The following is a 12514-nucleotide window of genomic DNA, read 5'->3' on the forward strand; positions in this document are numbered from 1 at the left end:
TGAACCGCTCGGAAGAGCGGATCATTCCGTGAAAGATCAAATGGGAAAACGCTCCGGCCACTCGGATTTTCGCGTTTTTTCTTTTGATCTTTTTTTGAAGTAAAGGTTATGGTTGGATTTGGATTTTTGGTTAGGAGGGATCGTATGAAATATTTTGATCACGCAGCCACCACCCCTCCCTATGAGGAAGTGACCCGGACTATTGCCGAGGTGATGGCCCGGCATTATGGAAACCCGTCGTCATTGCACCGGTTCGGCGAAGAAAGCGCCAAATTGCTGCGCAGAGCGCGGGAAGTCTGCTCCGAAGCACTCGGCGTAAAGCCGGGTGAGGTCGTATTTACTTCCGGCGCGACGGAAAGCAATAACTTGGCGATCAAAGGTGCTGCGCTGCATTACGAAAGCCGCGGCAAGCACCTGATTACTACGGCTACGGAACATCCTTCGGTTTTTGAGAGCTGCAAGCAACTGGAACGATGGGGATGGGAAGTCACTTTTTTGCCGGTGAATGAAGCGGGGGAAGTATCAGTTCAGCAGGTTGAAGATGCCATAAGGAGCGATACGGTGCTTGTATCCGTCATGCATGTCAATAATGAGACGGGAACTGTTCAGCCTGTCGCGGACATCGGTAAGATGCTGAAGCTGAAATTTCCGCGAATCCTTTTTCATGTGGACGGGGTACAGGGATTCGGCAAAGTTGGACTGCCTCTTAAAGAGAGCGGTATTGATTTATATTGCTTGTCTGGGCACAAACTAAGAGGACCGAAAGGGATCGGGCTGCTCTTCGTTCGCGACGGAGTCATCCTGCAACCTTTGCTTGCGGGCGGAGGCCAGGAGGAAGGAAGACGTTCCGGGACGGAAAACATTCCGTATGCCGTCGGCATGTCCAAGGCGATCCGGCTGGCCAAGGAAGGCGAAGGGGAGACTGCCCCGAAAATGAAGCGCCTCAAAGAAAAACTGGTTCGGGAGATCTCGGCGATGCCGGAGCTGGAGCTGAACTCGGCGCCGGGCGGTGCCCCCCATATCGTGCATTTTTCGTATCCGGGAATGAAGGCGGAGGCATTGCTTCACATGCTGGAAGAAGAAGGATATCTGGTCTCGACCCGGTCGGCCTGTTCCTCCAGGCGTTCGGAACCTAGCCGGATTTTGCAGGCGATGGGAAAAAGCGCGGAGGCGGCTATTTCCGGCATACGGATCAGTCTCGGAGATGAACATACGGAAGAAGATATTGAAGGTCTGCTTGAGGCGATGCGAAAGTCCATTTCGCGCGTCCGGCATTTAAAGGGAGAGAATAAATCATGACATCCTACGATATGCTGCTGCTTCGCTTTGGAGAAATTACGATCAAGGGAAAGAACCGGTCCAGGTTTGAGAAAGCGGCGGTTTCGCACGTGAAATCGCTGCTCTTGCCGTTTCCTGCGGCAAAAGTGACCCGGGAATTCGGGCGAATTTATGTCGTATTGAACGGTGAACCCTGGGAGGCGGTCAGCGAATCGCTTAAACAGGTATTCGGCATCACCTCGATCAGCCCGGTCCGAATGATTCCGTCCAGGCTGGAGGACATCGTGAATGCGGCAAAGACCTTTATCCAAAGCCTGCCCTCCGATCAGCCAACCACTTTTAAAGTTAGCGCTCGCCGGGTATGGAAGGGATTTCCCCACGGTTCGCAGGAAATGAACAGATTGGTGGGGGGGCCGATCCTCCAAGCATGTCCCCAACTGAAAGTGGACGTCCATCATCCGGAGCTTGACCTGCGAGTGGAAATTCGTGAGCAGGGTACCTATTTGTACTGCGAAGTTATTCCGGCCGCAGGCGGTTTTCCGCTAGGCACCAATGGCAAAGCCATGCTATTGCTTTCCGGCGGCATCGATAGCCCGGTAGCAGGCTGGTCGGCCATGCGGCGGGGCCTGGAAATCGAATGCATCCATTTTCACAGCTATCCGTTTACGAGCAAAAAGGCCGAAGAGAAAGTCATTGAACTTGCCGGCGTGTTATCGCGCTTTGCCGGTCAAATCAAGCTCCATCTCGTTCCGTTTACGGACATTCAGACTTCTTTGGCGAGTACCGGCCAAGATAATTTGATCATTACGCTGATGCGCAGAGCGATGCTGCGGATAGCTTCGCTGTTAGCCGAGCGGAACGGGGCGCTAGCTTTGGTGACGGGGGATAGCCTGGGGCAGGTCGCCAGCCAGACGCTGCCAAGCATGAACGTGATCGGCCGGGCTACCGAGCTGCCGCTGCTGCGGCCGCTGGTCATGAGCGATAAAGATGAGATTATTCATTTGGCCAAGAAAATAGGAACCTACGATTTGTCCATTTTGCCTTATGAGGATTGTTGTACATTATTCGTCCCGAAATCGCCCACAACGAATCCGAATTTACGGATTATCGAAAAAATCGAAACGGGCCTAAGCGACCTGGCCGGTCAAATCGAGACCGCGGTAAGGGATACGGAGACGCTTATAATCAAGCCTAACGAGAAGTTGGAAAGAAAATCGGCCGAGGATGAGGTTGTGCAGGAAAATTGGTTTTAATTAGGGTCCAAAAAAAGATCGCTCCCAAAAGGCATTAAGCCCACGGGAGCGATCTTTTTGCTTGTAACGAATATCGTAACGCCAGTCTGTCACCGGGTCGCCGGATGAGATTGGGTCTTCTTCTCTTCGTCATTGCGTTGATGCTGTTTCTTCTTCCGGTAACCGGCAAAGAGAACACCGGCCATGACGAGTGCGATAAACAGGTACCGCAGCAAAGGGTTGTCCTCAAAAAAGGTAAGAAAATGCGGTTCCTCGGTTATCATGTGAGCTGCGGTATATGCCAGCACCGCTGCGCCGACGTAGGCGATCCACGGAAACAGGCCAAGCAGCTTGATGAATAAAGTGCTGCCCCAAACGACGATCGGCACGCTGATCAAGAGACCGATGATGACCAGAATCGTGTGCTGTCCTGACGCACCCGCGACGGCGATCACATTATCCAGTCCCATTGCCGCGTCGGCGATGACGATCGTCCGCACCGCGGGCCACAGCGAGTCTTTGGCATCGATGGAATCGTGATCCCCTTCATCCGCCAACACTTTGTAAGCGATAAAGATAAGCATGAGTCCGCCCACGGCAAGGAGCCAGGGAATGCCAAGCAGCCAGACGACAACGAGCGTAGCGACGATGCGAAGCATTATGGCACCGGCCGTACCGTATAATATCGCTTTTTTCTGGACTGTTTTGGGAAGCTTTCTTGCCGCCATTCCGATAACGATTGCATTGTCCCCGGCCAAAATCAAATCGATGAATATGATGTTGAGCAGAGACAGGAAAAAAGTTGCACTGAAAAATTCCACGTATGTCACTTCCTCTTCAGACGTATATACGTATTAATTAACCAAATGGATTCATTTGTCCAGATTATTTTTAACAGCGGACAAAAAAGCATAGCTTGCCCCTTTGCCTCATAAAAATGAAAAGAGGTTGTACAAAGGGGGATCAGCGTGGATCAGTTCATTTTATTATCGGAAATCCTAATTATAAATCTGGTACTCAGCGGGGACAACGCCTTAGTCATCGCGTTGGCGAGTAAGGACTTGCCGCTGAAGCAGCGTAAACAGGCCGTATGGTGGGGAGCGCTGGGGGCGGTGCTGCTCCGCTGCCTGTTGACCTGGATTGCGGTTGTGTTGCTGCAAATTCCTTTTATTCAGGCCGCCGGGGGCCTGTTGCTTGCCGGTATCGCCTTTAAACTGCTTATGCCTCATGAAGAATCATCCCGAGTAAAAGAAGCGGGAACCATGTGGCGTGCGGTACAGACGATTCTGGCGGCGGATTTTATTATGAGCCTGGACAATGTGCTCGCCATCGCCGCGCTGGCCGACGGGGACCTGGCCATCCTGGTCATCGGGATCGCAATTAGTATCCCGATTGTCGTTTGGGGCAGCAATCTCATTGCCGACTGGCTACAGAGGCTGCCTGTGCTGACATACGCAGGTGCGGGGATTTTAGGCTATACCGCGGGCGGTATGTTTTTGCACGATCCTCAGCTCGGAACCATGATTTCGGCGGTTCTTCCCGGCTTCGCAAACCTGCTCCCTGTGGCACTTGCCGTGCTCGTTATTATGTTCGGCTGGGTAAAAAAATATCACTTGAAACGGTGACCATCATTTCAACTGTTCCCCTCGGACACGGGTGACAAAAAATCACTTTCTTGGCATGGGAGAGAGTGGTTTTTTGTGCTGTTTTCATTTAAACTGAGATCAGAAGGGAAATGTCGTAATTTGCTGCGGCCTGTCCCTCATTGTCAACCGGAAGGTGTGTGATATGATGTCCGATAACAACAAGCTCATGACCGGAATTTTGATTCTGGCTGCCGGGATCATCATCCTGCTTGGGAAACTCGGGGTATTCAGTTTTCTTGGAAAGGCCTTGTGGCCGCTACTGTTGCTGATACCGGGCATTATATTTCATCTGTGGCATTTTTGGAGAAAAGGACCTTCCGAGCTATTGCTTCCTGGTGGAATTCTGATGGTTTACGGTATTTTGTTTATCATCGCCAACATCGGAGGCTGGAGTACGTTGAAGTACACCTGGCCCGGATTCATTCTCGGGATCGCGGTCGGGCTTTACGAGTATGAATTTTTTTCTACCGTCCGCCAGAACGGCGTTCTGATCGCTGCCGTGATTCTCGGAGTGATATCGATTGTATTGCTGGGCATTACCTTGTTCTCGTTCGCGCTCATTTATTTCATTGCCGCCGCGCTTATCATTGGAGGCATCTGGCTGATTGCGGCGAGGGGGAAGAGCCGGCGCAGTTGGTGATGTATGGCAAGTTCTTGAATTTTTCTAAATTTTGCGTATAATATAAGGGATATGTCCAAGCGTCGGGGTAATAAATCGTCCGACGCTTGTTTTATGGCGATTCAGGCTGTTTAAGCTTTTCAGAATAAGAAACAGAGACGAAAGGATATGGAGAAAACACATGCATGAAAGAAATCAAATCCGCAACATTGCGATTATCGCTCACGTAGACCACGGTAAAACGACACTGGTCGACAAATTGCTTCAACAATCCGGTATTTACCGGGAAAATGAATCCGTTCAAGAACGCGCGATGGATTCCAACGATTTGGAACGCGAACGCGGGATCACTATTTTGGCAAAAAACACAGCGATCACTTATAAAGATTATTTGATCAACATTGTGGATACTCCGGGACACGCCGACTTTGGCGGCGAGGTGGAACGGATCATGAAAATGGTCGACGGCGTACTGCTTGTCGTCGATGCCTACGAAGGCTGCATGCCGCAGACCAAATTCGTGCTCCGCAAAGCGCTCGAACATCAATTAACTCCGATTGTAGTCGTCAATAAGATTGACCGTCCGGCAGCCCGTCCTGCGGAAGTTATTGACGAAGTGCTTGATCTGTTTATCGAGCTTGAGGCAAACGATGAACAGCTCGAATTCCCCGTTGTATATGCATCCGCTCTGAACGGAACGTCCAGTATGGATCCTGAAAAGCAGGACGAAAACATGCTGGCTCTTTACGAAACGATCATCGATCATATTCCGGCTCCTACGGAGAAAGTAGACGAACCACTCCAATTTCTCGTAACTTTGATGGACTATAACGAATATCTGGGCCGGATCGCAATAGGCCGCGTAAACCGTGGCGTAATTCGTCAAGGTCAACCGGTGGCGGTTATGACTCGTGATGGAGGCAAGAAAACGGCACGGATCGAGAAGTTGTTCGGATTCCAGGGGCTTCGCCGGGTGGAAATCGAAGAAGCTGGCGCCGGCGATATCGTCGCGATCGCAGGGATCAAAGATATCAATATCGGTGAAACGATTGCCGATCCTAATCAGCCGGAAGCACTGCCGGTTCTGAAGATTGACGAACCGACCCTGCAGATGACGTTCCTGGTCAACAATAGTCCGTTTGCCGGACGCGAAGGGAAATGGGTCACTTCCCGTAAGCTACGCGAGCGGTTGTTTAAAGAATTGGAAACCGACGTATCGCTGCGCGTCGACGAAACGGACAGCCCTGATGCGTTTATCGTATCGGGACGCGGTGAGCTGCATCTTGGCATTCTGATCGAGAACATGCGCCGCGAAGGCTATGAGCTTCAAGTTTCGAAGCCTGAGGTTATCGTTAAAGAAATCGACGGCATGAGAATGGAGCCGGTTGAACGGCTGCTGATCGACGTGCCTGAAGAGAGCATGGGCGCCGTGATGGAAAGCCTGGGCTCCCGCAAAGCAGAAATGGTCAACATGGTCAACAATGGAACGGGCCAGGTCCGTTTGGAATTCCTGATTCCTGCCCGCGGTTTGATCGGATACAGCACGCACTTCCTCACATTAACTCGCGGCTACGGCGTCATGAACCATGCGTTTGACAGCTATGGACCGTTGATCGGCGGCCAGGTTGGCGGACGCCATGAGGGCGTACTCGTTTCGAGTGAAAACGGCGTTTCGACATTGTACGGTATTTTGTCCATCGAAGATCGCGGTATTCTGTTTTTAGAGCCGGGAACGGAGATTTATGAAGGCATGATCGTAGGGGAACATACCCGCGACAATGACATCGTCGTTAATATTTGTAAAGAAAAGCAATTGACGAACGTTCGCTCGGCGACTAAAGACGAAACGGTTAAAATGAAAACGCCGCGGCTCTTCTCGCTGGAGCAGGCGCTGGAATATTTGAACGATGACGAATATTGCGAAATTACGCCGAAATCGGTGCGTCTCCGCAAGAAAATCTTGAACAAGAGCGAACGCGAACGTGCCGAAAAGCATCGCAAAAATGCGGAAGCCAATCTATAATAAACACTAAAGATTAAAGATATTGAAGGAGGGACCCGTCTTGCAGGCTTGGTTTGCGCAAAATCCGGTAATATCCTACATCGTCATTTATGTGCTTGTGATTTTCGTGTATAACAAAGTGTTCCGTACCCAGCAGAAACTTCCGCTTCTTAAGGAGATCATTCTGTACCTGCTCATGGCGATCGGTTCTTTCCTTCTGCTTATTTTTCAGATCGACAAGCTGCCGATTATTCAATGTCTTCTCGTAGCCGTGGTTTTGATGTTGATGGTGCGTATCCGTTATTTTGTGGAAGGACGCCGGAACCGGAAGGATAAGTCATCTTCTGCGCCGTCTACTGTGAACAAGCAGGAATAGGGCGGGGATACAGATCCTGTAACTTTCCGGTTACTTTATTCGTCATAATTCATGCGACTTAATCCAGACGAAATTAGGTGTTAGATTTCATGAGTTCTAATCGCAGCGGTTTACCCCCTCGGGGACAGAACCAAAGAGTAGCTCCTAAAGGTAACAGTTCGAAGAAAAGAAAAAAATCCGGTGCCAAAACCTTTTTGAAGGTGCTGTTGAGCATCATGATTTTAGCGGTTGTCGGCGTAGGTGCCTACGTAGGATTTTTATGGCTCACGGTCGACAAAGTGATCGATGATACAGGGACTTCGGCAAATGTAGCGCCGGAAAAATCGGCGAAAACTAAACCGCTCACGATGCTGCTGCTCGGGACGGATTACCGGCCTGAAACCGGGACGCATTTAAGCGATGTCATGATGATCATTTCCATGAATCCGGACACGAAATCGGCTACCGTCGTTTCACTGCCGCGGGATACCCGTTTTGAAATGGACGGCTACAAGACAAATAAACTGAACGCCTTTTATCCGAAATTCCTGGCTGCGGAGAAGAAATCGGGGATCTCCGCCGAACAGGAAATGAAGACGATGATGGGTAAATATTTCGGGCTGACGATCGATTACGTAACCGTACTGAACTTTCAGGGCTTCCGTGACGTCGTTGACTCGCTCGGAGGCGTCGACGTGAATGTGGATGCCAATATGTGTTACCGCGATACGGCCGACGGGACCGATATTAACCTGACTGCGGGACCGCAGCATTTGAACGGCGAGGATGCGCTCGGCTATGTCCGCTACCGGAAGTCCAACTGTAAACCGAAGACGAAGGCTTCGGACGATTTTGACCGCAACCGCCGCCAGAACGAAGTGCTGCATGCCCTGATCGATCAGGCAAAATCGTTAAACGGGGTGCTAGGTGCTGGCAAGGTGATCGAGTCGGTCGGCAAAAACATGGAGACCGATCTGGAATCCAAGCAAATGAAAAACATGATTTCGGCTTACTGGAGCATTTCGAAAGAAAACGTCGATTTTGTGCCGGTAACCGGAGAATGGAAAAACCCATACGTTTACTTGAATGACGACGAACTGGAGCAAGCCAAGCAAGCGCTCAAAAATGAGCTTGCCGGGACGAAAACGCCGCCCCAGACTGACGAAAGTTCGGTACAAGCAGGCAACTGACGATTGAAGGCAAGTTTTCGGCCATGGTATAATACAATTAGTTATTAGCTGTATGATAATAGTTCCAACTTGTATAAGGATGATATGTACTACAGGAGGGCTGGTACTATGTCTGAACTCGTTACCCAATTGTCTGAACCGTTGTACGTTGCATTCCAGTCCGAAACATTTGTGCTGCTGAGTACGGTTGACGTAGAGACCGATGGACCGACTTCGAGTGCGATCTCATGGATTTATGCCGTGGATCATTCCACCCTGCGCTTTGCGATCGATCACCGTTCAAGACTGGTCGGAAACATCAAGGCGCATCCAAGAATTACGGTTACCGTTTTCGGCGATGAGACGATTTACGCTATTAACGGCAAAGCCGAAGTCGTCCAGGACCCGCTTGAAGGGGTTCCCTTCAAAATGTGCTGCTTCGACATGAAGATTGACGCGGTGCGCAATGCCCTCTTTTATGGAGCGCAGCTTGCATCCGCGCCGACCTATGCCAAAGTATATGATCAGCGTGCGGCGGAACTGTTGGACAACCAAGTGTTTGCCGCCATGAAAAAAGCCTAGCGAGTATTTCGCTGGGCTTTTTCTTTTGGGACATACCGTTATCTGCCTGGCGCGATTTGCATTTCTTTGGTTCCGCGTTGGTTGGACCGCATGTCGTCCCGAGGCGTACCGGTTACGTTATTGCCCGTTACATTGTCGGTATTGCCGTTAAGACCGTTTGTTCCGTTATTACCGGCAGGTCTGGTATTCCTTGGAGCCGTATCGCCGGGCAGTTGAGGTATGATGCGTCCAATAATATCGGCCAGTTCAGTAGCAAAGCCGGAAATCGGATTACCGTTGGAAATCTTTTGTCCGATTTCCGCGATCCGCTGGTTCAGGTCGATATCGGCGGTAACCACGGCTCCGGCACCTTGAGGATCTTTGCGGAGCGCTTCCGCTACCGTATATTTAATGCTTCCGACCCGGGCGCGTTCTAGCCCTGCATCTACATCAATACCGACAACCGCAGTCTTGCCCATAACGACGCAATGGGCCCCTTTGACACCTGGTACGCGTTTTACAAGCTCTTCCAGATGATTTTGACGCTCGGTTTGCGACATTGTACCGGCGTCGGCACCGGTATCGTTCATATTCCTGATCCCGTCATTCGTACTTTGAACCCGTGGACCATTGTTGTTTTGATCCTGAGGAGAGGGTGATGCCTTTTTAGTTGCTGTAGCGCAACTGGTAAGCAGGAATATTGTCAAAAACAAACACAGCCATATTCGCATGAACTGTTACCGTCCTTTCCATAGAAATCTTGTGGGAAACTATACATTTTAACATTTCCCGGACGGAGGAAAGTATGTATGCGAATTAGAGGCTGCACGATTTTCGGTGGAGGGGATAATCCGTGAAGAAAATCTATGTGCTCGATACCAATGTTTTGTTGCACGATCCGGGAGCAATTTTTGCTTTTGAGGAGCATGAGGTGGTCATTCCAGCGGTAGTTCTGGAGGAAATTGATTCCAAGAAACGGAATGCCGAAGAAATCGGGCGAAATGCGCGCAGGGTGTCACGGTTATTGGATGGCCTTCGCGAAAAAGGGCATTTGCACGATGGAGTCCAGCTGGCGAACGGCGGCATGCTGAAGGTGGAGTTGAATCATCGCAGCTTTCTCAAAGTGCAAGAGATGTTTGTTGAAATTACGAATGATAACCGGATTTTGGCGGTTGCGCTTAACTACCACCTCGAACAGCAAGAGGAACATGATCCCCGCCCGGTCGTTCTGGTCAGCAAGGATGTCCTTGTCCGAATCAAGGCGGATGTTCTTGGATTGAACGCACAGGATTATTTATCCGATCGTACCGCCGGTCCATCCGATTTATATACCGGATATTCGACAATCAAGGTGCATCCTTCCGTTATCGACGAGTTTTACTCGTACCGCTATTTGCCGGTGAAACCGCTCGGGCTTTCCTATTCCTTGTATCCTCATGAATTCGTCATCCTGAAAGATGAAATGGGGACAGGGAAGTCCGCTTTGCTCCGGGTCAATTGGGACGCTTCAAGGCTCGAACCATTGTATTTAAGCAATGATCCGGTTTGGGGAATCAGCGCACGTAACGCTCAGCAGCGGATGGCGCTGGAACTTCTGTTGAACGACGACATTCCGCTGGTGACCATTACGGGGAAGGCAGGGACCGGCAAAACGCTGCTAGCTTTGGCGGCCGGGTTATTGAAAGTGGAGGATGACCATAAATATAAAAAATTGCTGATTGCACGCCCGGTTGTGCCAATGGGCAAAGATATCGGTTATTTGCCTGGGGAAAAGGAGGAGAAGCTCCGCCCTTGGATGCAGCCGATCTATGATAATCTCGAGTATTTGTTCGATACGAAAAAATCCGGTGACATCGAGAAAATTCTGATGGGCTTGGGAAGCATTCAGGTCGAGGCATTGACCTATATCCGCGGCCGCTCCATTCCAGGACAATTTATCATCGTGGATGAAGCGCAGAATTTAAGCCGACACGAAGTGAAAACGATCGTTTCGCGCGTAGGTGAAGGCAGTAAAATTATTCTGATGGGCGATCCGGAACAAATCGATCATCCTTATCTGGATTCGGCGAGCAACGGGCTGACCTATCTGGTGGAACGGTTTAAGGAACAGGGAATTAGCGGACATATTACCTTGGAAAAGGGAGAACGTTCCAAGCTGGCCCAATTGGCGGCGGATCTGCTGTAATTAGCGGAAATTAGAGTTGGTGATAAGGGCCGAAGGCGCAAGCCTCCGGCCCCTTGTAATTTATAAGTAGTCATTTTGTAATGATTTGTAAGGACAATCTTCAGGGAGATTTGTTACAATAGGGGGGACCTGAGTGGAATGTGATCTGAAGCTCCACAAGCAGGAGTTATAGGGTTTACCAAGCGGAGAGGAAGAACAGGTGTGAAGCGAAAAAACCATTGGGTGCTTTTTGCCATCCTTTTGCTAGCCTTGATCAATTTGTCACCGAGCGAAACATCGACATTGATGAGATCTGAAGACCAGGGAGAGACGGAACCGATCACGCCGCAAAACCTGGAGAAGGAGCAAATCCCGGGGAAAATATACGTTGCGGTTCAATTGCCCGAATCTGATTTTTCTCGTCTGCAGCAACTGAATGAGGAGGTTGCGGATGAATATCATATTGAAGTCGAATTGTCGAACCTTATGGCAGGGAAGGATTATTCCGCCGTACGGCAGGAGCTGGAACTGGGGGATTCTCCGGATGTACTGCTGCTCGACAATACCTGGGTTCGAAGATTTGCTGCCGGCGGTTATTTGTTGCCGACGGAAAGTTATTATTCGGGATCTTTGACGGGTGAAGTGTTAAGCGCTTCCTTGAGCCAGAATGAATGGAACGGATATGTATGGGCGGTTCCGATGGATGCGGATCCCTATGTTTGGGTGTATCACCCTGGCAAGCTAAAAGAAATGGGGACGGAATTTCCCGCATCCGCTAACGGCTGGCAAGAACTCATCAATGCTTTTACGAAACAGCCGACCTCGCCATTTTTGTTTGCCCTGGATTTTAACGATCCGTATGCCGCCTTGTCCCTGATGTGGCAGTTGACGGGCCAGTCCAAACCGCCGGAATCAGCTTCCTTGTTCAAAAAAACAGAAGAGCTTGAAGCAGCTGTTCAGCAGCTTGATGCGCTACGGCCGTTCTTGATGGATTTCCGGGAGTCCGGAGAAGAAGAGCAAATCTGGAGCCGGCTTTACAGCGGGGAGATCCCTCTCGCCTTGGTGAGGTGGAGCGATGCAAACCGTCATCAGAGCCCCGAGATTCAAATAAAATACCCCGATCTGGAATACTCGGCAGGAATGTGGGTCGAGGGAAGAAGTTTTGCCGTTTCGGCTAGATCGAACAATAAGGAGGCGGCAGGGGTATGGATTTCGGCCATGACATCGCAGTTGCAGCAGCGGCAGTGGTATGAATTGACCGGACATCTTCCCGTATTAAAAACGATGTATTATCAGGCGTCGCGAAACGGGCTTCCCTCTTGGATACCGGCTTCCCTCGTAAATGGAAAGGGAACCCCGATGCCCGTGGGCTCCGGAGTTCCCAATCTGATGGAGAGGTATGCCGCGTTGTCGTCATCTTTTTTTTACGGAAAGCTCAGCTCCAAATCTTATTTGAATGAGTTAAATGAATTATGAGTCCTTTTCATT

Annotated in this window: 12 protein-coding genes; 10 read left to right on the forward strand and 2 right to left on the reverse strand. The window is 50.3% G+C overall.

Features of this window, described 5'->3' with window-relative positions; all coding sequences use genetic code 11:
* Positions 1 to 144: 144 nt before the first annotated feature.
* Together ACLB09_RS01635 and thiI are read left to right on the forward strand one after the other, a co-directional pair.
* The gene (locus ACLB09_RS01635; protein WP_410768015.1) at positions 145 to 1299 is read left to right on the forward strand and encodes a cysteine desulfurase family protein; all 1155 of its coding nucleotides are present in this window, start codon (positions 145 to 147) and stop codon (positions 1297 to 1299) included.
* Positions 1296 to 2531, forward strand: a complete 1236-nt coding sequence (gene thiI / locus ACLB09_RS01640; protein ID WP_410768016.1) for a tRNA uracil 4-sulfurtransferase ThiI — start codon at positions 1296 to 1298, stop codon at positions 2529 to 2531. The genes ACLB09_RS01635 and thiI overlap by 4 nt, the downstream gene beginning before the upstream one ends.
* A gap of 89 nt (positions 2532 to 2620) precedes the next feature.
* On the opposite strand, the gene ACLB09_RS01645 is transcribed toward thiI, so the two are convergent.
* Entirely contained in the window at positions 2621 to 3331 is a 711-nt protein-coding gene (locus tag ACLB09_RS01645) for a TerC family protein (RefSeq protein ID WP_410768018.1), read from the reverse strand.
* 147 nt (positions 3332 to 3478) lie between these two features.
* On the opposite strand from ACLB09_RS01645, the gene ACLB09_RS01650 reads away from it, so the two are divergent.
* The 6 genes from ACLB09_RS01650 to ACLB09_RS01675 all read left to right on the forward strand — a co-directional run bounded on the left by ACLB09_RS01650 (position 3479) and on the right by ACLB09_RS01675 (position 8883).
* Positions 3479 to 4135 (forward strand): TerC family protein, encoded by a 657-nt coding sequence (locus ACLB09_RS01650; protein WP_410768019.1) that lies wholly within the window; start codon positions 3479 to 3481, stop codon positions 4133 to 4135.
* Positions 4136 to 4298: 163 nt separating this feature from the next.
* Positions 4299 to 4796, forward strand: a complete 498-nt coding sequence (locus ACLB09_RS01655) for a hypothetical protein (protein WP_410768020.1) — start codon at positions 4299 to 4301, stop codon at positions 4794 to 4796.
* Positions 4797 to 4956: 160 nt separating this feature from the next.
* Complete coding sequence (gene typA, locus ACLB09_RS01660) at positions 4957 to 6798, forward strand: translational GTPase TypA (protein WP_410768021.1); 1842 nt, start codon at positions 4957 to 4959, stop codon at positions 6796 to 6798.
* A gap of 40 nt (positions 6799 to 6838) precedes the next feature.
* Entirely contained in the window at positions 6839 to 7153 is a 315-nt protein-coding gene (locus ACLB09_RS01665) for a YlaH-like family protein (RefSeq protein ID WP_410768022.1), read from the forward strand.
* Between the two features lie 89 nt (positions 7154 to 7242).
* The gene (locus tag ACLB09_RS01670; RefSeq protein WP_410768023.1) at positions 7243 to 8322 is read left to right on the forward strand and encodes an LCP family protein; all 1080 of its coding nucleotides are present in this window, start codon (positions 7243 to 7245) and stop codon (positions 8320 to 8322) included.
* Between the two features lie 108 nt (positions 8323 to 8430).
* Positions 8431 to 8883 (forward strand): pyridoxamine 5'-phosphate oxidase family protein, encoded by a 453-nt coding sequence (locus tag ACLB09_RS01675; RefSeq protein ID WP_410768024.1) that lies wholly within the window; start codon positions 8431 to 8433, stop codon positions 8881 to 8883.
* A 38-nt stretch (positions 8884 to 8921) separates the two neighbouring features.
* Here ACLB09_RS01675 and ACLB09_RS01680 read toward each other — a convergent pair whose 3' ends face one another.
* On the reverse strand, positions 8922 to 9593 hold the full coding sequence (locus ACLB09_RS01680) for a YhcN/YlaJ family sporulation lipoprotein (protein WP_410768025.1): 672 nt from the start codon (positions 9591 to 9593) through the stop codon (positions 8922 to 8924).
* A 122-nt stretch (positions 9594 to 9715) separates the two neighbouring features.
* Here ACLB09_RS01680 and ACLB09_RS01685 point away from each other — a divergent pair, with 122 nt between their 5' ends.
* Together ACLB09_RS01685 and ACLB09_RS01690 are read left to right on the forward strand one after the other, a co-directional pair.
* Positions 9716 to 11047: a PhoH family protein gene (locus tag ACLB09_RS01685; RefSeq protein ID WP_410768026.1), complete on the forward strand. Its 1332-nt coding sequence runs from the start codon at positions 9716 to 9718 to the stop codon at positions 11045 to 11047.
* A 201-nt stretch (positions 11048 to 11248) separates the two neighbouring features.
* A complete protein-coding gene (locus tag ACLB09_RS01690) occupies positions 11249 to 12502 on the forward strand; it encodes an extracellular solute-binding protein (RefSeq protein WP_410768027.1) in 1254 nt (417 codons plus the stop codon).
* Positions 12503 to 12514: the final 12 nt, after the last annotated feature.

The organism is Fontibacillus forbon, from assembly GCF_046559655.1.
Lineage (GTDB): Bacteria > Bacillota > Bacilli > Paenibacillales > Paenibacillaceae > Fontibacillus.